The sequence below is a fragment of the Phytomonospora sp. NPDC050363 genome, assembly GCF_040655735.1.
GTDB lineage: Bacteria > Actinomycetota > Actinomycetes > Mycobacteriales > Micromonosporaceae > Phytomonospora.
In genome coordinates, this window is the sequence record NZ_JBFAKK010000004.1 from 483,862 (window position 1) to 506,055 (window position 22,194).

At 71.5% G+C, this 22,194-nt stretch carries 21 protein-coding genes; 8 read left to right on the top strand and 13 right to left on the bottom strand.

Annotation, left to right across the window (positions count from 1 at the left end):
- Positions 1–2: 2 nt before the first annotated feature.
- The 3 genes from AB0I28_RS13645 to AB0I28_RS13655 form a co-directional block, all read right to left on the bottom strand.
- On the bottom strand, positions 3–1,727 hold the full coding sequence (locus AB0I28_RS13645; protein ID WP_357492965.1) for a GAF domain-containing protein: 1,725 nt from the start codon (positions 1,725–1,727) through the stop codon (positions 3–5).
- Positions 1,728–1,948: 221 nt separating this feature from the next.
- Complete coding sequence (locus AB0I28_RS13650; protein ID WP_357492967.1) at positions 1,949–2,815, bottom strand: universal stress protein; 867 nt, start codon at positions 2,813–2,815, stop codon at positions 1,949–1,951.
- A gap of 35 nt (positions 2,816–2,850) precedes the next feature.
- On the bottom strand, positions 2,851–3,312 hold the full coding sequence (locus AB0I28_RS13655; RefSeq protein ID WP_357492969.1) for a cyclic nucleotide-binding domain-containing protein: 462 nt from the start codon (positions 3,310–3,312) through the stop codon (positions 2,851–2,853).
- Positions 3,313–3,514: 202 nt separating this feature from the next.
- On the opposite strand from AB0I28_RS13655, the gene AB0I28_RS13660 reads away from it, so the two are divergent.
- Complete coding sequence (locus AB0I28_RS13660; RefSeq protein ID WP_357492971.1) at positions 3,515–4,411, top strand: universal stress protein; 897 nt, start codon at positions 3,515–3,517, stop codon at positions 4,409–4,411.
- Between the two features lie 131 nt (positions 4,412–4,542).
- On the opposite strand, the gene AB0I28_RS13665 is transcribed toward AB0I28_RS13660, so the two are convergent.
- The gene (locus AB0I28_RS13665) at positions 4,543–5,070 is read right to left on the bottom strand and encodes a flavodoxin (RefSeq protein ID WP_357492973.1); all 528 of its coding nucleotides are present in this window, start codon (positions 5,068–5,070) and stop codon (positions 4,543–4,545) included.
- A 344-nt stretch (positions 5,071–5,414) separates the two neighbouring features.
- Between AB0I28_RS13665 and AB0I28_RS13670 the strand changes: the two genes are divergently transcribed.
- Genes AB0I28_RS13670 through AB0I28_RS13685 form a run of 4 tightly spaced genes read left to right on the top strand, consistent with a single transcriptional unit; the run spans position 5,415 to position 7,967 of the window.
- Positions 5,415–6,449, top strand: coding sequence for a zinc-dependent alcohol dehydrogenase family protein (locus AB0I28_RS13670; RefSeq protein WP_357492975.1), 1,035 nt, complete (start codon positions 5,415–5,417; stop codon positions 6,447–6,449).
- 18 nt (positions 6,450–6,467) lie between these two features.
- Positions 6,468–7,340, top strand: a complete 873-nt coding sequence (locus AB0I28_RS13675; protein ID WP_357492976.1) for an aldo/keto reductase — start codon at positions 6,468–6,470, stop codon at positions 7,338–7,340.
- Between the two features lie 19 nt (positions 7,341–7,359).
- A complete protein-coding gene (locus AB0I28_RS13680) occupies positions 7,360–7,575 on the top strand; it encodes a hypothetical protein (RefSeq protein ID WP_357492978.1) in 216 nt (71 codons plus the stop codon).
- Positions 7,576–7,580: 5 nt separating this feature from the next.
- Positions 7,581–7,967: a DUF2255 family protein gene (locus AB0I28_RS13685; protein WP_357492980.1), complete on the top strand. Its 387-nt coding sequence runs from the start codon at positions 7,581–7,583 to the stop codon at positions 7,965–7,967.
- On the opposite strand, the gene AB0I28_RS13690 is transcribed toward AB0I28_RS13685, so the two are convergent.
- The 7 genes from AB0I28_RS13690 to AB0I28_RS13720 form a co-directional block, all read right to left on the bottom strand.
- Positions 7,962–8,684 carry an ABC transporter ATP-binding protein gene (locus tag AB0I28_RS13690; RefSeq protein ID WP_357492982.1) on the bottom strand — a complete coding sequence of 241 codons (723 nt, stop codon included), beginning with the start codon at positions 8,682–8,684 and terminating at the stop codon, positions 7,962–7,964. The two genes, AB0I28_RS13685 and AB0I28_RS13690, sit on opposite strands and share 6 nt — an antisense overlap.
- On the bottom strand, positions 8,681–10,510 hold the full coding sequence (locus tag AB0I28_RS13695; protein ID WP_357492984.1) for a branched-chain amino acid ABC transporter ATP-binding protein/permease: 1,830 nt from the start codon (positions 10,508–10,510) through the stop codon (positions 8,681–8,683). The genes AB0I28_RS13690 and AB0I28_RS13695 overlap by 4 nt, the downstream gene beginning before the upstream one ends.
- Positions 10,507–11,376: a branched-chain amino acid ABC transporter permease gene (locus AB0I28_RS13700; RefSeq protein ID WP_357492986.1), complete on the bottom strand. Its 870-nt coding sequence runs from the start codon at positions 11,374–11,376 to the stop codon at positions 10,507–10,509. Before AB0I28_RS13700 ends, AB0I28_RS13695 begins: the two co-directional genes overlap by 4 nt.
- 83 nt (positions 11,377–11,459) lie before the next feature.
- A complete protein-coding gene (locus tag AB0I28_RS13705; protein ID WP_357492988.1) occupies positions 11,460–12,608 on the bottom strand; it encodes an ABC transporter substrate-binding protein in 1,149 nt (382 codons plus the stop codon).
- 33 nt (positions 12,609–12,641) lie between these two features.
- Positions 12,642–13,019 carry a cupin domain-containing protein gene (locus AB0I28_RS13710; RefSeq protein WP_357492990.1) on the bottom strand — a complete coding sequence of 126 codons (378 nt, stop codon included), beginning with the start codon at positions 13,017–13,019 and terminating at the stop codon, positions 12,642–12,644.
- Positions 13,020–13,032: 13 nt separating this feature from the next.
- Entirely contained in the window at positions 13,033–14,775 is a 1,743-nt protein-coding gene (locus AB0I28_RS13715) for a thiamine pyrophosphate-binding protein (protein ID WP_357492992.1), read from the bottom strand.
- Positions 14,772–16,247, bottom strand: a complete 1,476-nt coding sequence (locus AB0I28_RS13720) for an aldehyde dehydrogenase family protein (protein WP_357492994.1) — start codon at positions 16,245–16,247, stop codon at positions 14,772–14,774. The genes AB0I28_RS13715 and AB0I28_RS13720 overlap by 4 nt, the downstream gene beginning before the upstream one ends.
- A 267-nt stretch (positions 16,248–16,514) precedes the next feature.
- Between AB0I28_RS13720 and AB0I28_RS13725 the strand changes: the two genes are divergently transcribed.
- From AB0I28_RS13725 to AB0I28_RS13735, 3 genes are read left to right on the top strand one after another with little or no spacing between them, the layout of a single operon-like run.
- Entirely contained in the window at positions 16,515–17,324 is an 810-nt protein-coding gene (locus AB0I28_RS13725; RefSeq protein ID WP_357492996.1) for an IclR family transcriptional regulator, read from the top strand.
- A 51-nt stretch (positions 17,325–17,375) separates the two neighbouring features.
- Positions 17,376–18,587 carry a CoA transferase gene (locus AB0I28_RS13730; protein ID WP_357492998.1) on the top strand — a complete coding sequence of 404 codons (1,212 nt, stop codon included), beginning with the start codon at positions 17,376–17,378 and terminating at the stop codon, positions 18,585–18,587.
- Complete coding sequence (locus tag AB0I28_RS13735; protein ID WP_357493000.1) at positions 18,584–19,396, top strand: citryl-CoA lyase; 813 nt, start codon at positions 18,584–18,586, stop codon at positions 19,394–19,396. Before AB0I28_RS13730 ends, AB0I28_RS13735 begins: the two co-directional genes overlap by 4 nt.
- Here the strand turns inward: AB0I28_RS13735 and AB0I28_RS13740 are convergent.
- Entirely contained in the window at positions 19,386–21,212 is a 1,827-nt protein-coding gene (locus tag AB0I28_RS13740) for a TIM barrel protein (protein WP_357493002.1), read from the bottom strand. The two genes, AB0I28_RS13735 and AB0I28_RS13740, sit on opposite strands and share 11 nt — an antisense overlap.
- Positions 21,205–22,101, bottom strand: a complete 897-nt coding sequence (locus AB0I28_RS13745) for a shikimate dehydrogenase (RefSeq protein WP_357493004.1) — start codon at positions 22,099–22,101, stop codon at positions 21,205–21,207. The genes AB0I28_RS13740 and AB0I28_RS13745 overlap by 8 nt, the downstream gene beginning before the upstream one ends.
- Positions 22,102–22,194: the final 93 nt, after the last annotated feature.

The following is a 22,194-nucleotide window of genomic DNA, read 5'->3' on the forward strand; positions in this document are numbered from 1 at the left end:
CGCTACGGCAGGGGCACTCGCCAGGCGAGGCGCGTTCCTCCGCCGTCGCCGGCGGTGACGGTGAGGTGACCGCCGAAGGACCCGGCGCGTTCGGCGAGGTTGGCCAGGCCGCTGCGCGCGATGTTCCCGGGCAGCCCGCGCCCGTCGTCGCGGACGTCGATCGTGAGGTGGTCGGTGACGTCGACGGTGACGATCACCGACGAGGCGCCCGCGTGGCGGATGACGTTGCTGATCGCCTCGCGCACCACCGCCTCGGCGTGCACCGCGAGCTGCGGCGGGACCATCGTGTCGACCGCGCCCGACATGCGCACCGAGCAGGTGACTTCGGTGTCGGCGGTGCGTTCGGTGACGATGTCGAGGAGCCGGCGCCGCAGGCTGCCCGCCTCGTCGCCGGTGGAGTGCAGGTCGAAGATGGAACCCCGGATGTCGCGGACGGTGTGGTCGAGCTGCTCCACGGCCGAGCTGATCCGCGCGCGCACCTCCGGATCGGTGACCCGCCGGACGGTTCCCTGCAGGCTCATGCCGACCGCGTAGAGGCGCTGAATGACCTGGTCGTGGAGGTCGCTGGCGATCCGGTCGCGGTCGGCGAGGACGTCCAGGAGCCGCCGGGTCTGCTGCCGGTCGGCGGCCTCCAGCGCCAGCGCCGCCTGGTCGGCGAAGGACGCGAGCAGCGGGACCTGCTCACTGTCGAAGGGGACCGCGCCCTTCTCCTTTATGGCGAGCAGGACACCGCTGATGCGCTGTGTCGAGCGCAGCGGTACCGCCACCGCCGGGCCGAGCGCTCCCGGGTGCCCGCCCAGCTCCGCGCCGAGCAGTTCCTCCAGGTCCGGCACCGGCATCGGGGAGCCGTCCCGTGCGACGGCGAGCAGCTCGGGCGAGCGCGTCGCCGCCGAGGTGGCGACGAGCGGGTCGATGGTGTCCCCGGAGCCGGTCCGGACGGTGAGCACCTCACCGGAACCGTGCGTGTCGATCAGGATGAGGACGCTGTCGGCGCGGCTGAGCTGCTTGGCGTGGCGGGCGACGAGTTCGAGCGCGTCGTCGGTCGAGACTCCTGACAGCAGCTCCGAACGCACCTCCGAGGAGGCCGCGAGCCAGCCCTGCCGAAGTTTCGTCTCCTCGAAGAGGCGGGCGTTCTCCACGGCGAACCCGGCCGCCGAGGCAAGCGCACCGAGAACGATCTCGTCGTCGGCGGTGAACTCCGTCCCGCCGCGTTTCTCGGTCAGGTACAGGTTCCCGAAGACCTTGTCGCGCACCCTGACCGGCGCGCCCAGGAAACTGTGCATCGGGGGATGGTTGGCCGGGAAACCCACCGAGGCCGGATGCGCGCTCAGGTCGGGCAGCCGTATCGGATGGGGGTCGTCGATGAGCAGGCCCAGCAGGCCCCGGCCTTCGGGGAGGTGGCCCATCTTCTGCCGCTGTCCGGGATCGATGCCGACGTAGACGAACTCGCTGAGCCCTTCGTGCGGCCCGAGAACACCCAGCGCGCCGTAGCGGGCGTCGACGAGTTCGACGGCGGCCTGGACGATCCGCTGGAGAGTGGAGTCGAGTTCGACGCCGGCGCCGACGGCCATGATCGCGTCGATCAGGCCTTGCAGGCGGTCGCGGGTCTCGGCGATCTCGTCGAGCCGGTCGCGGACCTCGTCGAGGAGCTCGCCGAGCCGGAGGTCGGCCAGGCGTGCGGTGGCATGGCGGCCCGACTTGTCGGGCTCACCGGCTTCTTCGGCCATGCTCTGCTCCCGTCGTGCCGTCGGCCGCGGGCCGGTCCGGTCGGCGCCGACAAGAATCCCACGGCCTCCGCGCCCCGGCCACCCCGGGCGAGGGCGGGTTCCTTCGCCATCTGACGCCGCCGTGGGAACGCCGGTGACCACGTCATTCTACGAAGACGCGAGTGGCCGGAGCCCGCTCGCGCGAACTCCGGCCACTGATGAGGGCCCCCGTGGCGGGGCCGTCAGCCGTCGTTTTGGTCCCGCACCTCGCGCGGGTGGACCACGGCGATCGGTCCGTAGGCGTGGTGCAGCAGGGTCCGCCCGACCGAACCGAGGAGCATCCCGGTGAAGCCGCCCATTCCCCGCGAACCGACGACGGTCAGCGCCGCACTGCGGCTGCGGGTGATCAACCGGAAGGCCGGGTCCATGCCCTCCACGGCCTGGCCGTCGACCTTCAGGTCCGGGTGGCTCGCCGTGAGGCGGCGCACGGCGTCGGCGACGATCTCCTCGGCCTTCGGCCGCTCCTCATCGTCGCCGGGCGTGTGGAAGCACAAGACCTCCAGCACCGTCCCGCGCGAGAGCGCCTCGTCGGCGGCGAACAGCAGCGCGGACTCGGAGCCCTCGGAAGCGTCGTAGCCCACCGCCACCGGCGCGTCCTCCGCCCGCTCGCCGTCCCGGTCGTGGACCACCACGACCGGGCCGCTTCCGTGCCCGGCGACCTGCGTGGACACCGAACCGAGGAGCAGGCCGGCGAAGCCGCCGTGGCCGCGCGAACCGATCACCGTCACGGCCGAGCCCGCCGAACGCTCGACGAGCGCCGCGGCTGCCGTGCCGTCCACGAACTCGCCCTCGACGTCCAGGCCCGGGTTGTCCGCGCGGACGCTCTCGACGAGTTCGCGGAGGATCCGCTCGGCGTGCTCGCGCATTTCGACGTCGGACGGGTCGCCGGCATAGGCGAGCATCGGGTAGCTGTACAGGGGGTTGAGGTAGGCGTGCACGATCCGCAGCGGCGCCCCGCGCCGGGTGGCGATCGCCGCGGCGTGGGCCGTCGTGGCGGGGCTGGAAGACGAACCGTCGACGCCGACGGTGATCGGCGGTGACTCGGTCATGGGAATGTCCTTCCGGAGGTGTTGCGGGGGAGTGCTCACCTGTCGGCGCCGTCGGGCCGCGCCGGTGGGGAGGCCGATAGCCGGGCGCGCGTGGCCTGCAACCGGCTGAGGAGGACCGCGAACAGCGCTTTGGTGACCGCGTGGCCGAGGCTCGGGTCGGCGTCGGTGAAGTTCTTCAGGCGGTCGGTGTCCAGCAGGATCGCGGTGACGTCGGTGACCGCCGTCGCGGTGAAGTGCCAGCGGTAGGGCGGCACCAGCCACGACCAGCCGAGCACGTCGCCGGCACTGAGCGACTCGACGGCCGGCGAGGTCCCGTCGTCCAGTGCGACCCGCCCTGACGTGATCAGCCAGCAGCCCCACGCCGGCGTGCCCTCGTCGAAGAGCCGGTCACCCGTCCGGTAGCGCACGTCGCGAGCCGTCGCCGCGACCTGGGCGAGATGGTCTCGCTCCAGGTCTTGGAACAGCGCGAAAGCGCCGAGTTCGGTCAGAGTCGCCATGATCATCGCCCTCCACGGTGTCAGGAGTCCATACCCCCAAAGTGCGCTGTCCACACGTCGGCGTACAGGGACGCCTGGTGGCTGCCGGCAGGGACTTTCGGCCCCGCCGACGGAGGTCCCTGTCCCAACGGGGTCCAAAGTCCCTGCCGAGAGCCCTGTTTCGTCCCTGACGTCACGGTCGGCGCCGCCGGATGCTCGATCCATGCGATCCCACCCCGAGAAACTCCCGGTCGTCGTCGGCGTCGACGAGGACCCCGAGAGCGTCGTGGCCCTGCGCTGGGCGGCCGAGGAGGCGGCCGCCACATCGAAGGAACTTGTCGTGGTGCACGCCTTCGAGTGGCTGACGGCCGTCGCCCGCCTCGGCCGCGACGACCATGACTTTCCTCTTTACGGCGAACACGCCGATCCGAGCGCCCGCACGCAGTACGTTCGCCACGCCGAGGGGTTGTTGGAGACCGCCGCCGGCATCGTCGCCGAGACCGGGACGGGCGTCGGGGTCTCGACGAAGAACATCGAAGGCAGACCCTTCGAGGTCCTCAGCGACGAAGCGCGCGACGCTTCACTTTTGGTTCTCGGCAGTCACGGACGAGGGCTGCTCGGCCGCATGCTCCTCGGCTCGGTCAGCAACGCCATCGCCTCCGACCCGCCCTGCCCCGTGGCCGTCATCCGCCCGCATACCCGCGCCGTACCGGTCGAGGTCACCGACATGCCGGTCGTCGTCGGATTCGACGCCACCGCCGCCTCCCACGCGGCACTCGCCTACGCCGCCGAACACGCGGCCCTGCGCGGCGCGACTCTCGTCGTCGTGCACGCCTTCCAGCCGGTCGGCCAGCGGGCCGCCGGCAGCGTCGCCGGTCAGACCGCCCGCCGCGCCGAGCTGCTGCGAGACCACGTCGCACCTTTCGTGAAGGACCACCCCGCCCTCAAGGTCACCTGCATCGTCACGGAGAAGCGCGCCGCGCAGTCCCTCGTCGAATGGTCGACGGCGGCCCGGCTCGTCGTGGTCGGCACCAGCGGAAGACGCTCCCACACCGGCTCGGTCAGCCAGGCCGTGCTGCACCACTCCTGGTCACCTGTCGCCGTCGTCCCCGAACCCTGAAGTGAAGAGGCAAACGCCATGACCCTTCGAGAACCCGTGACCATGACCGGCACCGAGACCAAAACGGGGTGAGGTAGGCGCCGGCGGCTGGAGCACGCCTGGTCGCGACACCGTCGGCCCGTAGGCCGGCGTCACACCAACCCAGCCCCGCGCAGCCAGTCCTCCACGGCCGCGCCCGCGTCGGCGGACTCCTCTCCGCGGACGGCCAGCCCCGTGCCGATCTCGGCCGAGGGGAGCGCCGTCCGGTAGTCCTCGTCGACGCCCGCCATCCCGCTGACCGCGTAGGTGACGAAGGGCAGGACGGTCTTGCCCGTGAAGTCGAGGCCCTCGACGAAGGTCGACATGATCATCGGTGCGCGGACGTTCCAGACGGGACTGCCGATCAGCACGGTCCGGTAGCCGGACAGGTCGGGCAGGGTGCCGGCGATCTCCGGTCGCGCGTCGGTTTCCTGCTCCTCGACGTTGCGGTCGACCGTCTCGTCGTAGTCGTGCGGGTAGGGGTCGGCGGCCTCGATGCGGTAGACCTCGCAGTCGACGCGCTCACCGATGAGACCCGCCACGACCTCGGTGTTTCCCACTTCGAGGACGGTCCTGCCGCCTTCGAGGTAGTTCTCTCCCGCCCGCGAGAAGTAGGCGAGCAGGATCCCGTCGCCGGACATCGGTGCCTCCTCCGAACCGATCGGTGCCGGGGGACGCTCCGCACAACCGGCCAGGGACGCGCCCGTGAGCAGGGCGGCTCGCAGAACCGTGCGTCGCGTCGACCCGACCATGATCGTCCCCTTCGCCCGCCGCCGTCCGGGAAACGACCCGGAGGGGCCGCCTGTCGTTCCACGTTAGGCGAGCGGTGACGGGTGAAGCAGGTACTGGCGTTACCTGGAACGACAGGCACTGCCCCGGCCGGCGGAAGAGGCGTTAGCTGGACTCGGCCGTCTCGGCGGCCCGGCCCGCCTAGGCTGATTCCCAGCGTCGGTGAGGCCCTGAACAGCGAGAAGGGTTTTCCAGTATGCGAGCTACGTTCATGTACGGCGCGGGCGACGTGCGGATCGACACGGTCCCCGACCCCGTCCTCCAACAGCCGACGGACGCTCTGCTCCGCGTGGTCGCCGCCTGCGTCTGCGGTTCGGACCTGCACCCCTACCACTCGATGCCCGCGGGCGAGGCGTCCCCGATGGGCCACGAGTTCATCGGCGTCGTCGAGGAGACCGGCTCGGAGGTCTCGACCGTGCGCACCGGCGACCTGGTGATCGCCCCCTTCGCGTGGTCCGACGGCACCTGCGAGTTCTGCCGCGAAGGCCTCCAGACCTCCTGCCTGCACGGCGGCTTCTGGGCCGGCGACGGCATCGGCGGCGGGCAGGCCGAGGCGATCCGCGTGCCGCTGGCCGACGGAACCCTCGTCAAGGCGCCCGTCGGGGAGGACTCCGAGCTGCTTCCCGGCCTGCTGACGCTGTCCGACGTCTACGGGACCGGCCACCACGCAGCCAAGACCGCCGGCGTCGAGCGCGGCGACACGGTCGTCGTCATCGGCGACGGCGCGGTCGGGCTGATGGCCGTCCTCTCGGCCCGGCGCCTGGGCGCCGAGCGGATCGTGCTCATGGGACGGCACAAGTCCCGCACCGACCTCGGCATCGAGTTCGGCGCGACCGACGTGGTCGCCGAGCGCGGTGAGGAGGGCATCGCCAAGGTCCGCGAACTCACCGGCGGGCACGGCGCCCGCAGGGTCCTGGAGGCCGTCGGCCACATGCCCGCCTACGAGCAGGCCGTCGGCGTGGTCCGGCCCGGCGGCGTGATCTCTCGCGTCGGCGTGCCGCAGTACTCCGAGGCTCCGGTCGGCTTCGGCAGCCTGTTCGGCCCGAACATCACCCTGACCGGCGGCCCCGCCCCGGCCCGCGCCTACATCGAGGAGCTCATGCCCCACGTCCTGGACGGGACCGTCCAGCCGGGCAAGGTCTTCGACCGCACCGTCGACCTCGACGGCGTCCCCGACGCCTACCGCGCCATGGACCGCCGCGAGGCCCTGAAAGTGCTCATCCGCCCCTGACACCGGGAGCCACACGACATGAACCTCACCCTCAACAACGGCGTCGAGATGCCCGCACTGGGCTTCGGCGTGTTCCAGACACCGCCCGGGGAGACGGTCGAGGCGGTCCGCACGGCCCTGTCGACCGGATACCGCCTGATCGACACCGCCGCGGCCTACGGCAACGAACGCGAGGTCGGCGAGGCGATCATCCGCTCCGGCCTGCCGCGAGAGGACGTGTTCATCGAGACGAAGGTCTGGATCAGCGACTTCGGCTACGACCAGACCCTGCACGCCTTCGACAAGAGCGCCGGCAAGCTCGGCGTCGACCGGATCGACCTGTTCATCCTCCATCAGGCGCTGCCCGGCCGCTTCGAGCTCACCCGCGAGGCCTACCGCGCGCTGGAGACCCTGCTCGCCGACGGGAAGGTACGCGCGATCGGCGTCAGCAACTTCATGCCCGACCACCTCGACGCGCTGCTGGAGAAGGCGACGGTGGTTCCGGCGGTCAACCAGGTCGAGGTGCACCCCTACTTCACGCAGCCGGACGTGCGGGCGGCCGACGAGGCGCGCGGCATCGTCACGCAGGCGTGGTCACCGATCGGCGGGATCACCAGCTACCGGGGCACCGGGACCAGCACCTTCGACGACCCGGCCATCGGCGAGATCGCCGCCGCGCACGGCAAGACCCCCGCGCAGGTCATGATCCGCTGGCATCTGCAGGAGGGCCGCTCGGCGATCCCCAAGTCCGTGCGCGCCGAGCGCATCGTGGAGAACTTCGACGTCTTCGACTTCGAGCTCACCGACGACCAGATCGCCGTCCTCGAGGGCCTCGACACCGGCGTCCGGGGCGGTCCGGAGCCCGCCGACGTGACCCTTGAAACCTTCGGCCGGGACATCCCCGAGGCATGAGCGGGAGGGAGGAGACCCGATGAGCGACGGCAGCGCCGAACGGACACCGCGCACCTGGCTGATCACCGGTGTCAGAAAGCGAGGGGCCATGGAGATCCTGACACCGCCGCCTACCAGCAAGGCGCCCGCCGAGTGGTTCACCGGCGACCCGGAGACGCCCGAGACCGTGTGGGGAGCCAAGGTCGGCGACGACGAGTACAACGGCCCGCGCGAACGCCCGAGCCAGGGAGGATGACCGTGATGACGGCCTGGACGAGTGCCGAACTCGGCACGATCGAGGAGACCGACGAGCTGGACCTGCGCTCGGAGCGCGCCGACGGCAGCCTGCGCGACCCGGTGACCATGTGGGTGGTCCGCCACGGCGACGCGGCCTATGTCCGGCCCGTCAAGGGCCCCGGCGGCTGGTACCGGGGTGTCCTCACCCGCCATGAGGGCAGCGTCAGCTGCGGAGGCGTCACCAAGGACGTGACCTTCGTCGAAGTCGACGACGACCCGGCGCTGAACGCGGCCATCGACGACGCCTACCGTGCGAAGTACCGCAGGTACGCCGACGACATCGTCGGCTCGGTCACCAACGACCTGTCCCGCTCGGCGACGCTGCGTCTCGACCCGCGCCGACCGTCATAGCCCGAGGTAGATCTTGCGCACCCTGGGGTCGTGCTGCAACTCCTGCGAGGTCCCCGACAGCGCCACCGCGCCGTTCTCCACGACGAGGCACTGCGAGGCCGCCTCGAAGGTGAGCTTCGCGTTCTGCTCCACCAGGACCGTGCTCAGTCCTTCCCGGTGCAGCCGCTGGAGTACGGCGAGGATGTCCTCGACGAGCTTGGGCGACAGGCCCATCGACGGCTCGTCGAGGAGGAGCAGCCGGGGCCGCGACATGAGGGCGCGGCCGATGGCGAGCATCTGCTGCTGCCCGCCGGAGAGCGCTCCGGCGAGGCGGCCGCGCATGTCGCGCAGCATGGGGAAGAGGTCGTATGCCTCGTCGAGGCGGGACCTGGTCGCCTTGTTCCACGGCCGGCAGTAGGCGCCGAGGAGGAGGTTCTTCTCGACGCTCAGCCCGACGAAGACGTGGCGGCCCTCCGGCACGTAGCCGATGCCGTGGCGGACCATGTCGTGCGCCTTGACCTTGGCGAGGTCGGTGTCGCCGAAGCGGAGTCCGCCGACCGTGCGCGGCACGAGGCCGAGCAGTGCCTTGAGGGTCGAGGTCTTCCCGGCGCCGTTGGCGCCGATGACGCCGACCGCCTCGCCGGCCGCGACGTCGAAGCTGATGTCGCGCACCGCGTAGACGCCTCCATAGTGGACCGACAGGTTCCGGACGCTGAGAGCGGCGGGTGCCTCGTTCATCGTGTCTCCGTACGGGTCGCCTGGGGAACGTCGTGGGACATCGCCGAGTCGCCCAGGTAGGCCTCGATGACCTGTGGCGCGACGGCGACCTCGGCGGGCGTGCCCTCGGCGATGACACCGCCGCCGGCGAGCACGGTCACGTGGTCGCACAGGGACATGACCAGTCCCATGTTGTGCTCGATGATCACGACGGTGACACCGCTGTCGCGGATGGAGCGGACGATCTCGCCGAGCTGGCGGACCTCCTCGCCGTTGAGCCCGGCCGCGGGTTCGTCGAGCAGGAGGAGCCGGGGCCGCCGCGCCATCGCACGGGCGATCTCGACCCGGCGCTGGATGCCGTACGGCAGCGCGCTGGGCCGCAGCGGACCGTAGCCGCCCAGACCGAAGCGGTCGAGGACCTCGGCGGCCTCGGCGCGCATGCCGCGGTCGCGCCGGACGACGCCGACGGGCCACAGCGGGTACCGCCAGATCCACGTGGTCCGGGTGCGGTCGAGGGCCACGAGAATGTTGTCGGTGACCGTGAGGTCGCCGAACAGGCGCAGGTTCTGGAAGGTGCGGGCGATGCCGGCCTGCGCGATGCGGTGGGGCCGCGCGCCGGAGACGACGCGGTCGTCGAGCAGGACCCGCCCCGCCGTGGGCTTGTAGAAGCCGCTGACCACGTTGAACAGGGTCGTCTTGCCCGAGCCGTTCGGGCCGACGATGCCCCGGATCTGACCGGCCGGCACGGTGAGGCCGACCTCGGTGAGGGCCTTGACGCCGCGGAACTGCTTGCTCAGGCCGTCGACGGTCAGCAGCGGCCCGTCGCCGGCCTCGGTGTCCGGTGGAGTCACGGGGTAGGGCGTGAACTCGCCGAGCGCGGGAACGTCGGCGGACGAGCCGCGGCCGCGTCGCCGCAGGAAGGCGGTGACGCGGGCGGGGAGCCCGGCCAGCCCGGTGGGCGCGAAGACCACCGTGAGCACGACGATCGAGCCGTAGCCGATCTGCGCGTAGGTGGGGTAGTCGATGAGCAGCTCGCGGACCAGCGTCAGCCCGGCGGCGCCGATCGCGCAGCCCACGAGGTTCTGCCGCCCGCCGATGATGACCATGGCCAGCAGCAGGAACATGTTGGCGATGCTGAAGGTCTCGGGCGCGACGTAGCGGATGAGGCCGGCGTAGAGGACGCCCGCCGCTCCGCCGTAGACGCTCGCGATCAGGAACGCCGTCATGCGCAGCATCGGCACCTCGGCACCGACCGCTCCGGCCGCGAGCGCGTCGTCGCGCATGGCCCGCATGCGCCGCCCGAGGGGCGTGCGGACCACGAAGAGCCCGAACGCGAGCGCGATGGCGAAGACGATGAGTTCGACATAGTAGAAGAGGTACGGGCTGGACAGGTCGACGCCGGGCATCGGCGGGACGGGTATCGCCGAGATGCCCTCGGCGCCACCGGCGATCTCGGCGTTGGTGGTCCAGTTGGTGAAGGCGAGTGCCAGACCGAGGGTGACGATGCCGAGGTAGTGGGACTGCATCCGCAGGGCCGGCAGGCCGACGGTGAGCCCGGCGACGGCCGTCGCGGCGATGGCCAGGACCGCCGCGGTCCAGAACCCGAGACCGGCCTTGGTGGTGAGGATCGCGGTGACGTAGGCGCCCAGGCCGAAGAAGGCGATCTGGGCGAGGTTGATCTGGCCGGCGATGCCCATGACGAGGCCGAGGCCGACGGCGAGGATCGCGAACAGCAGCATGACGTCGACGACGTGGATGGCGTAGGTGTCGAGCCGGTACGGGAGGAGCCACGCGAGGGCCCCGGCCGAGACGAGTGCGGCCAGACGGAACTTGGCGGATCTGGTCATGCCCGGTTCACCGTGGTCTCTCCGAAGATGCCGGTCGGCCGGATCATGATGATCGCGGTGAACACGACGAAGGTCACCAGGTCGGAATAGCCCTGGAAGTGTCCGGCCGAGAAGGAGTCGAGGATGCCGATCGCGAGGCCGCCGAGGATCGCGCCGGGGATGTTGCCGAAGCCGCCGAGGATGGCGCCGGCGAAGCCCTTGATGCCGAGCGTCCCGCCCATCGCGGGGCTCACGTAGAGCATCGGCCCGACCAGGCCTCCGGCGAGCGCGGCCAGTCCGGCGCCGATGACGAAGGCGATGGCGTTGCTGCGCCCGACGTGCACGCCGACGGCGGTGGCGGCCTCGTGGTCCATGGCGACGGCCTGCATCGCGGCGCCGCGCTTGGTGCGCTGCAGGAAAGCCATCAGCAGGAGCGTCGCGGCGGCGGCGATGCCCAGGACCATGATGTCGTAGGTGCGGATGCGGATGCCGAACACGTCGAGCGGCTGCGTGGCGACCGGTGAGGGCACGGCCCGGCCGGTCGCGCCCCAGATGAGGATCGCCAGGGCCTCCAGGACGATGCCGAAGCCGATGGTGCCGATCAGCATCAGGTCGAAGTCCTTGTTCTCCAAGGGCCGCAGGGCGCGTTCGATGATCACGCCGATCAGTCCGGTCACGGCGATGGCGACGACCATGGCGACGGCGAAGGGGACCTGCGTCGACAGGTAGAAGGTGGAGACGAGGTAGGCGCCGACCATGACCACGTTGCCGTGCGCGAAGTTGACCAGCCCCATCGTGCGGTAGACCAGGGAGAAGCCCATGGCCACCAGGGCGTAGACCGCGCCGAGGCTGACACCGCCGATGAACGTCTGAATGGTGAGCTGCATGGTTCTCCTCATGCGTGCCGCCGACGGGACCGCCCGCGGCGCGGTGACGTGGGCGGCCGTTGACCGGCCGCCCACGTGTCGGCTCAGGAAGGCTCGGCCACGAGTTCGCCGTTGGTGATGACACCGATCGACGTGGCGGTGATGCCCACGCCGGTGCCGTCGAAGGCGAAGTCGCCGAGCAGCCCGGTGTGCTTCGTCGCGCGGATCGCGTCGGCCAGCGCCTGCCCGGTCGCGACGTTGCTGGTCTTCAGCGCGGTCAGCAGGATCTGGGCGCCGTCGTAGGCCTTCGCGCCGTGCATCTCGGCCTCCTCGCCGTAGGCGGCGAGATAGGCCGCGGCGAAGGTCTTGGCGGCCTCGCTGACGTCGTTGCCGAGGTAGGGGGAGCTGACGATGGTGCCCTCGACGTTGGCGGCGCCGGCGGTGTCGGCGAACACGGGCGTGCCCTGCGGGGCGGCGCCGGCGAAGGGGACGGTGATGCCCAGGGACCGGGCCTGCTTGACGATGAGTCCGGACTCGACCTCTTCGGCGCCGAGGAAGATCAGGTCGGGCTTCTGCTGCCCGATCGTGGTCAGCGCGGCGCTGAAGTCCTTCTGCTCGGTGGTGACGACCTGGTCGGCGACCGGTGTCACGCCACGGGAGGCGAGTGCCGCGGTGAACGCGTCGTGCTCGCCCTTTCCGTAGGAGCCGTTGTTGGTGATGAGGGCGATCTTCTTGTAGCCCTTGGTCGTCACGACGTACTCGGCGAGGGTCTCGTCGTAGGTGACGCTGGTGGGGCCGTTGAGGAAGAGGAAGGGGCTCTGCACGGCGATGAGGCCGGGCGACTGCCCGGAGGTGATGTTGGGGATCGCGGCTTCCTTGAGGATCGGCGCCATCGCGATGGTCACCGCGCTCTCGGCGGTGCCCAGCATCGCGATGTAGCCCTCGCTGGCGATCTTGCGGGCGATGTTGGTGCCGACGGTCGGGTCGCCCTGGTCGTCGAAGACGTCGAGCTGGATCGGGCGCCCGTTGACGCCGCCGGCGTTGTTCCACTCGTCGACGGCGAGCTTGGCGCCCTTGAGCTCCCAGGCGCCCAGCGAGCTGAGCTGGCCGCTCTGGGCGTCGACGAGCGCGATCTTGATGGGGCCCGTGCCGCTGTCGGACGACTCGTTGTTGCTTCCGGGTGCGCTACAGCCGGCCGACAGCGCGGCGGTGAGGAGGACGACGGCGACACGCCGGCGCACGGATGGTGACATGGCAGTACACCTCGAATTTCGCGAGAGGGTCGGTCAGTTGACCGGCAGCCGGCCGTGTGGGCCGTAGATGAAGACGAGCCACAGCGGCTCCCGGCCGGTGTTGCGGTGCTGGTGCATCACGCCCTTGGGGATGAACATGAAGCTGTGCTCGGAGAAGGGGACCGGCTCATCGGATCCCTCGGTGAGCACCTCGCCGTTGCCCCGGACGATGAAGTCGATCTCCTCCGACTCCGGGTGGTTGTGCAGGGAACTCGACTCCCCGGGCTCGAAGATGGTCAGGCCGCCGGTGAGGAACTCGCTGCCGAGGCTGTGCTCGTCGACGATCTTGAAGACCTTGCGGCGAAAACCCGGATCGTCGAGACCGAGCCAGAGCGGATGGGACACATCGAAGGGGTCGATCACGTGAATCATGGCGGTGCGCCTCTCAGTCGAAGACTCCCTGGTAGATGTCGGTGATGTTCCAGTGGCCGGGGGTCGGCACCGGTTCGTTGACCATGGGCACGTCGAGGACGACCGTCCGGCGGCGCCCGACCGCGCTCCGCAGTGCCGGGGCGAGATCGGCGGCCCGCTCGACCGTGACGCCGTCGGCTCCGCAGGCGCGGCCGAGGGCGGCGAAGTCGGGACTGTAGGGCTCGCCGTCGGGGTCGCGGAACTCGCAGCCGTACCCGCGCCCGAAGTTCGCCCGCTGCAGGTCGGCGATGGTCCCGTGGGCACGGTTGTTCATGACGAGGAAGATCACCGGCAGTCCGCGCTCGACGGCCAGCGGCACCGCCGGCAGTTGCGCGCTCATGCCGCCGTCCCCTACGAGGGCCACCACGACACGGCCGGGGTCGGCGATCTGCGCGCCCAGCGCGGCGGCCGGGCCGAAGCCCATCGTGGACAGCCCGCCCGGAGTGATGAAACGGCCCCCGGCCGGCAGGGGATAGCACTGGGCCACCCCGTTCTTGTTCCAGCCGACGTCGGTGACCAGGACCGCGTCGGCGGGCAGGGCCTCACGTACGTCCCGCAGGATCCGCTCGGGACGCAAGGGGAACTGCTCGCTCGTGCCGCGGTGGGCGCTCGCGGCGAACAGCTCGCTTCTCGCCTCGTGGATCCGGGCGCGCAGGTCCGGCCGCGACCGGTTGACGCCGCGCTCGCCCATCACGCGGTTGACCGCGGTCAGGGCGAGGGTCGCGTCGGCGACCGCGCCCAGTTCGACCGGGTAGTTGCGGCCGATCTCGGCGGGGTCGACGTCGATCTGGAGCAGCCGCGACGGAGGCATCCGCCAGGTGTGGGCGGGGTTCCACGAGCTGGAGTCGGTCTCGGCGAAGCGGGTCGCCACGGCGAGCACGACGTCGGCTTCCCGCGTGTAGTCGTTGGTGAGTTCCAGGCCCCAGAAGCCCGTCATGCCAAGGACGAGGGGGTGGTCGTCGGGTACCGAGCCCTTCGCCATGAGCGAGTGGGCGATCGGCACGTCGAGCGTCTCGGCGAGGTCGAGGAGCGCCCGTGCGCCCTCGGTGCCGCGAAGCCCGCCGCCGACGTAGATCAGCGGGCGCTCGGCGCCGATGAGCGCGTCGGCGATGTGCGCCGCGGCGTGCTCCTCGATGTCGGGCCGCGTCCGGTTCTCCGGTAAGGGATGCGCGGTGGCGAACTCCGCGGCCAGCGGCCGGGAGAACAGGTCCATGGGGATGTTGAGCAGGACCGCGCCGGGGCGGCCCGAGGTGGCCGTCCAGAACGCGCGCTCGGTGAAGCGGGGCAGGTCCTCGGCGCGGTGGGCGTGCCAGGCGCGTTTGACGAAGGGCCGCAGGATCGCGGTCTGGTCGGCGTCGGCGTGGAGGTTGACCTCCTGGTGCGGGCCCCGCCCATGCATATAGGAGGGGACGTCGCCGGCGATCGCGATCAGCGGCACCGAGTCGAGCGCGGCGGTCGCGACACCGGTGACGGCGTTCATGAGCCCCGGGCCGACGTGGGTGAGCAGGACACCGGGCCGTCCCGAGGCCCTGGCGTAGCCGTCGGCGGCGTGCGCGGCGGTCTGCTCGTGGCGGGCGATGACGAACTCGATCGAGCTGGGGCCCAGCGCGTCCAGCAGGGCGATGTTGGTGTGGCCGCAGGTCCCGAAGACGTACTCGACGCCGTAGGACTCCAACTGGGCGACCAGTACCTGCGCGGCCGTCGTCGGGGCGCTCACGACTCCTCACCCCAGATCGACATGCCGCGCAGGAGAAGGGTCTTGACCACCGTGTAGTCCTCGATCATCCAGCGCGGGGATTCGCGGCCGAAGCCGGAGTCCTTCATCCCGCCGAAGGGCACGTGGTCGAGGCGGTGGTTCGACGAGCCGTTGACGATCAGGCCGCCGACCTCCAGTTCCCGCCAGGCGGTGAGGATGCGGCCGACGTCGCGGGTGAACAGGCCCGCCTGGAGCCCGTACCGGCTGGCGTTGCACGCGGCGACGACCTCGTCGAACGAGTCGTAGGGGAGGACCGCGACGAGCGCGCCGAAGACCTCCTCGGTCACCACCGAGGCGTCGGGCGGCGGGTCGGCGACGATGGTCGGCGCGACGGTGGCGCCGTCACGGGTCCCGCCCAGCACGACCCTGGCTCCGCCGGCGGCCGCCTCACCGGCCCAGGCCACCACGCGTTCGGCGGCCGCGTCGTCGACCATGGAGCCGACGTCGGTGGCGGGGTCGAGCGGGTCGCCGACCTTCAGCGCGGCGACCTCCGCGGCGAGCGCGTCGACGAACTCGCCGAAGCGCGACCGGTGCGCGTAGACCCGCTGCACCGATATGCAGCTCTGCCCTGAGTTGGTGTATCCGGTCCGGGCGCACACCTTGGCGGCGTGGGCGATGTCGGCGTCCTCGCAGACGATGGTGGCGGCGTTGCCGCCGAGTTCGAGCACCAGGCGCTTCGGCCCGGCCGCGCGGGCGACGGCGGCGCCGGTGGAGACGCTGCCGGTGAAGCTGACGACCCCGACACCGGATCCGGCGCACAGCGCGGCGCCGACGTCTCCCTCACCGTGCAGGAGCTGGACCGCGCTGTGCGGCAGGCCGGCCTCCAGCATCAGCGCGACCAGCGCCGACGAGGTCGCGGGCGCCTGCGGCGGGGCTTTGACGATGGTGGTGTTGCCCGCCGCGAAGGAGGCGCCGAGCTTGTGCGCCAGGAGGTTCGCCGGAGCGTTGAAGGGGGTGATCGCGAGCGTGACGCCGACGGGAGCCCGGTAGGTCAGCGCGGTGTCGCCGACCCCTCGCTCCCAGCCCGCCACGGGCAGCACCTCGCCGCCGATGCGCCGCGTCTCGGCGGCGCACACGCGCAGGGTGTCGGCGACGCGGTCCATCTCGCCGAGGCCGTCGCGGACGGGCTTGCCGAGTTCGAGCGCTATGAGGCGGGCGATGCGTTCGCGGGCTTCGGCGGCCAGGATCGCGGCCTTCTCAAGGATCCCGGCGCGGGCGGCCGGTGACATCCGGGCCACCTCGCCGGCGTTGTCCCGGGCGAAGTCGAGGACGCGCTCGACGAGTGCCGGCGCGGCGGACCAGGTCCGGCTGACGACCTCGCGTGTGTAGGGCCCGGTCCGCTCTAAGGGCGCACCGACGGTCGTCCACTCGCCGGCCGCGAGGGCGGGCGCCTCGGTCACTCCATTCCCGGTCGCCGGGATCGCGTCGAGCATGCCTTCACCCTTTCTCTCCGGGATCACTTCTCGGGAAGTGCTGCCTCTCAGGGACCGCTACATCTCAAGGACCGCTAGGTAGTACTTCTAGACCGTTGTACGGACTAGGTGTACCGTACGGTCATCCGGTGGCCCCGTGCAAGGGGCACGGCCGTGAAAGTTACGAATGTGTGAAGCGGACACCGAGGCCACAGAATTGGTCTGCGGGACGGGCCCGCGGCGGCGCCGAGCACGCGCCGCCGATACGCGCGAAAGGGTGAGCACACTGTGAGGTCGGCACCCCAGCAGAACCACGCCGCCGACGGCGAGACCCCGGCCGAGCCGGCCGAGTCCGGCGGCGTGCGCAGCGTAGGACGCGCACTCGACATCCTGTCCCTGCTCACCGAGGACCGGCCGACGATCACCGTCCGCGAGATAGTCGAGGCGACCGGACTGGCCAAGACGACCGTCATCCGCCTGACCGCGACCCTCGAACACAATGGACTGCTGTGGGCGACCGCCGGTGGCTACATGGCCGGGCCCGGCCTCTGGCGCTGGGCCCACCTCGTCCGCCACAGCTGGGAACTCCCGCCGGAGACCCGCCGCATGATGCGCGAACTCGCCTCCCGCCGGCGCGAGACGGTCAACCTCTACGTCGCCCGCGACATCGTGCGCGTCTGCATCGCCCAACAGGAGAGCCCGCAACCCTTGCGCCACGTCGTCCACATCGGAGACGAACTCCCGCTGTGGGGCGGCGCCTCGGCGAAGGTACTGCTCCACGACGCCTCGCCCGCCCTGCTCGCCAGGATCGCGCGCAGTTCCCCGTACGGCGAAGGCCACGTGCGCCGCCTCGAAGAATGGATCGCCGAGGCCGCCCACCAAGGCCACGCCGTCAGCCACGGCGAACGCGAGGACGGCCTGTCCGCCGTCGCCGCTCCCGTCCGCGGTCCCTCCGGCGCCGTCGTCGCCGCGCTCACCCTCAGCGGCCCCACCGTCCGCTTCACCGAGACCAAGACCGAAGAGTTCGCCGCCGACCTCAGGCAGGTCGCGCGCCACATGTCCGAGCGGGGATTCGAACACCCACTGGCCGCGATCTAGACCCCGGACCGGCGGCTCACCCCGCGACCGATCCAAGGAAGAGGTTGAGGAATGGACGACCGCCCGCTGACCGGCATCCGCGTACTCGACTTGACCAACGTCCTCGCCGGACCGTACTGCACCTACCACCTCATGCTCCTCGGTGCCGAGGTCGTCAAGATCGAGGTGCCCGAGCGCGGCGACCTGGCCAGACGGCTCGGACCCGAGGCCGGCCTCAACGCCGCCGGCCTCGGTACCTCCTTCCTCGCCCAGAACGCCGGCAAGAAGTCGGTCGAACTCGATCTCAAGGACCCCGCCGGACAGGCCGTCCTCGCCGAACTCGTCACGCTCGCCGACGTCCTCGTCGAGAACTTCCGCGCCGGCGTCCTCGCCCGCCTCGGCTTCCCACCGGCTCGCCTGCGCGAGCTCAACCCGGCCCTGGTCTACTGCGCCATCAGCGGTTTCGGCCAGACCGGGCCCATGAGCGAGGCGCCCGCCTACGACCAGGTCATCCAGGGCCTGTCGGGAATGATGAGCATCACCGGCACCCCCGACACCGCGCCCCTGCGCGTCGGATTCCCCATCTGCGACACCGTCGGCGGCCTCACCGCCGCCATGGCCGTCACCGCCGCGCTCGCCGGGCGGGCACGGCACGGCGAAGGCGCCCACCTCGACGTGTCCATGCTCGAGGCCTCGATGTCGGCGATGGGCTGGACGGTGTCCAACTACCTCGTCGCCGGCGTCGCGCCGGAGCCCATGGGCGATCAAAACGCCACCGCCGTCCCGTCGGGCACCTTCGAGACCGCCGACGAACCGCTCAACATCGCGGCCAACCGGCAGTCCCAGTTCGAGACCCTCTGCGCCCTCCTCGACCGCGGCGACCTGCTCGCCGACCCGCGTTTCAGCCGGCCCGAGGAGCGCAAGGCGCACCGCCGGGAACTCAACGACGAGCTCAACGCCGCGCTGCGCACCCGGTCAGCGGAGGAGTGGGAGCGTGAGCTCTCGGCCGCCGGCGTGCCCGCCGCGCGCATCCTGACCGTGCCGCGGGCGCTGGACTCACCGCAGCTGGCGCACCGCGAGTTCCTCGCCGACCTGCCCTTCCCCGACGACGACGCCGACCGCCGGCTGCGCGTCACCGGCAACGGCGTGCTCGTCGACGGCGCCGCCCTGCATCCGCCGAGCCCGCCGCCGCTGCTCGGGCAGCACAACGGGGAGGTGCGCGAGCTGATCGACCGCTGGCGCGCCGTCACGGACGGTCCGTCCGCCGCGAGCGTGAAGCCATGACACCGGCGCCCGAGCGCCCCACCACCGTCGGGGACGTCGCCGACTGGTGGGGCACCGCGATCTCGCGCATCGAGCCCGGTGTCATCGAACTGCGCGGGCGGCCCGTCCAGGGCCTCATAGGCTCGGTCGGACTGGCCGACATGATCTGGCTGCTGCTGCGCGGCGACCCGCCGCGCCCCCACGAGAAGCTGCTGCTCGAAGCGGCGCTGGTCGCCGGAGTCGACCACGGCCCGCACGCGCCCTCGATCGCCGCCGCCCGCATGGCCGTGACCTGCGGGGTGGACCTCAACGGCGCGGTCGCGGTCGGTGTGTCCATGCTCGGCGACGTGCACGGCGGCGCTGGGCAGCAGTGCGTGGAGCTGCTCGAAGAGATCTGCCGGCGCCAGGACGAGGGGTCCGGCCTGGAAGAGGCGACGGCGGCGATGCTCGCCGCCTGGCGGACCCACTCGCGCTACGTGCCCGGTTTCGGCCACCGCTTCCACCCCGTCGACCCGCGCCGGGAACCCCTGCTGTCCCTGGTGGCCGAGGCGGTCGCGCGCGAAGAGGTCTCCGGCAGGTTCCTCGAAGCCGCCGTGGCCGTCGAGACCGCTCTCAATCGCGGCCGGAAGCGGCCGATCCCGATGAACATCGACGGCGCCACGGCCGTCGTCTACGCCGAACTCGGCTTCGCGGCGCCGCTGGCCAGGGGCTTGTTCGTGCTCAGCCGCAGTGTCGGCATCCTCGCCCATGCCTGGGAGGAGAGCGGGCAGGGCCGCCGCAACAAGGGGCCGATGCCGCCGGGCATCCAGCCGACCCGGCTCACCAGCTGAGGTCCGCCAGCGCCATGCGGCGATGCTGCGCCGCCACCCGTACACCGGCGTTGGTGGCTCCGTACCCGTCATAACCGTTCACCCGCTGCACCGTCTCGAAGAAGATCCGGCGCCCGAGGACCGCCGTGTGGAAGTGGAAGAACTCGCCGTGCGCGTCCCGGTCGTAGAGGACGCCGAAGGAGCGCATCGCCTCGATCGCGTCGTCGTCGAGGTCGAAACGCGCGGCCAGGTCGCGGTAGTAGTTGTCCGGGATCGCCGGCATCGGCAGGTCCCGGATGCGCATGGCGACCGCGGCGGTGAAGATGTCGTCGCAGCCGAAGGCGATGTGCTGGAGGGGCGCCGTCTCCGGCAGTAGACCGCCGGTGGGCGCGGGCACCCTCAGTACGAGCCGGATGCCGCCGGCGCTCAGGGCGCGGGGGCCGTTCGGGCGGAACACGCCGAGGCCTTCGGCGTGTTCGTGCGGGCGCAGGCCCAGGACCGACCGGTAGAACAGGGCCGCCTCGTCCAAGGCGTGCGGAGGTCGGGAGAGCGTGACGTGGTCGATGTGGGTGAGGCTCGCGCTGCCGTCGGGCGGCACCGGTGGCAGGGGCTCGAAAGCCTTGAGCCAGCTGGGATCGGCGCCGGACTGGCAGAAGAGGACCTCGACGCCGCCGGGGGCCGCGGCGGCGAAGGGTCCGGGATCGCCGGAACCGGACGAGCGGGGCAGGGCCGGTGACGGCAGCCGCCGTGCCAGGGTCGCGCATCGCTCCGGGTCGCCGACCGCGATCCCGAGCGCCGAGATCGACAGGTCCTGCCCCACGGACGTGCCGACACGTCTGAGCAGCACGCGCGCCTCGCCCTGCCGCCACATCCGGACGGGTTCGGTGCGGTGGTCGGCGACGTGGACGAAACCGGAGCGGCGCAGCAGGTTCTCGGCCGAGGGCTCGGCGAGCGGGCCGGCGGAGATCTCCACGAAGGCCGCCCCCGACGGCTCGGCCGGCGCGGCCGGCTGGGCGAGTTCGCTCCGCTCGGTGACCTGGGTGGGCGGACGTGCCGTCGCGGTGGTGGTCCTGCTCAGAAGATCGTCCTCCAGCGCGATGAGCGCGCGCATCCCGTTGGCCGCGGCGCGTTCGGGGTCGGGGTCCGCCTCGCCGGGGACGTCCAAGGTCACCGCGCCCCGGTAGCCGGTCGCGAGGACGTGGCCGAGGAGACCGGCCAGGTCGAGCACACCCTCCCCGGGCAGGCGGCGGAGGTAGCCGGCGGCGGCGTGCGAGTCGGTGTGCACCGGCAGGGCGTCGGCCAGCTTCACGGCGAGGATCCGCTCGGCGGGCAGGTGGAGTACTCGGTGCGGTCCTGCGGCCGGATCGGCACCTCCGGTGAGGATGTGGAAGCCGTCGACGGATACGCCGAGGCCGGGGTGGCCGGTGTCGGCGACGGTCCGCCAGACGCGCGGAGCGTCGTGCCGGGCGCGCGCGTCGGCTTCGACGGCGACCCGGATGCCCGCCTCGGCGGCCGGTCCGGCGAGCCGGTGGAGTCGTTCGGCGAGCGCGGGATCCGCCCTCGCGGCGACCGTCAGGACGCCCGCGCCGAGTTCGGTCATGACCGCGAGGATGTGCCGCACGCGGCGCTCGGTGAGCTCGGGCGGCACCGACGGCCGGTACGCCTCGATCGCCAGCCCGTGGCCCGCCGCGCGGGCGGCGATCTCGGTGGGGGAGAGGGCGCAGCCGAGGAGTTCGGCCTCGACGATCTCGACGCCGTCGAAGCCGGCGCGGGCCGCCGCGGCGAGCTTCTGTTCGAGCGGACCGCCGAGAGAGCGGCTGGTGATGAACCTACGCATCGACGCCTCCCGGGGGACGCTCGCCGATGGCGGCGGCCAGGTGCCGGTACATCCGCTCGGGGTCGGGTGCGCGTCCGGTGAACAGGCGCATGGCCTCGGCGGCCTGGTAGGCGACCATGCCGCCGCCGTGCATGGTGCGGCAGCCCCGGCGGCGGGCGTCGCGCAGCAGCTCGGTCTCGATCGGCCGGTAGACGACGTCGGCGACCCACAGGTCCGGCCGGAGCAGTTCGGGCCGCACGGGGGTCCCGTGGTGGGGTGTCATGCCGATGGGGGTCGCGTTGACGAGCCCGTCGGCGGTGAGCAGGCGGTCGGGGAGTTCATCGAGAGGGCGGGCCCGCACGGGTTCCCGGCCTGCCCCGGCCTCGGCGGTGAGTGCCGTGGCGACGCGCTCGGCGCGGGTCAGATCGGCGTCGATCAGGGTGAGCCGCCCGGCGCCCGCCCGCAGCATCGCCTGGGCGACGGCGGCGCCCGCCCCGCCGACGCCGAGGATCACCACGTCCTCGATCGCGGCGCCGGGCATGTTGCGGTGGAAGCTCGCGGAGAATCCGAGCCCGTCGGTGTTGTGGCCGATACTGCGTCCGCCGGTGAACACGACGGTGTTGACCGCGCCGATGGCCGCGGCGTCGTCGGAGAGTTCGTCGAGGTGCCCGACCACGAGCTGCTTGCAGGGGTGGGTGATGTTGAGGCCGCGGAAGCCCAGGTGGTGCGCCGAGGCGACGAGGGAGCCGACGTCGTCGGCGCCGAGGCCGAGGTCGGTGATGTCGATGAGCTGGTAGATGTAGCGCAGGCCTAAGTGGCGGGCCTCGTGCTCGTGGAGTGCGGGACTCAGTGAGGAGCCGATACCGGCGCCGACGAGCCCCACGACGTAGCGTCCTTGCTCAGCGCTCATCGCATCTCCCGTCCAATGTACGAACTGGTACGTTAGTTATGCTCTCGGAATCGAGCGATGTCAATACTTGTGGGAGACTCGGTCGGCGATCGA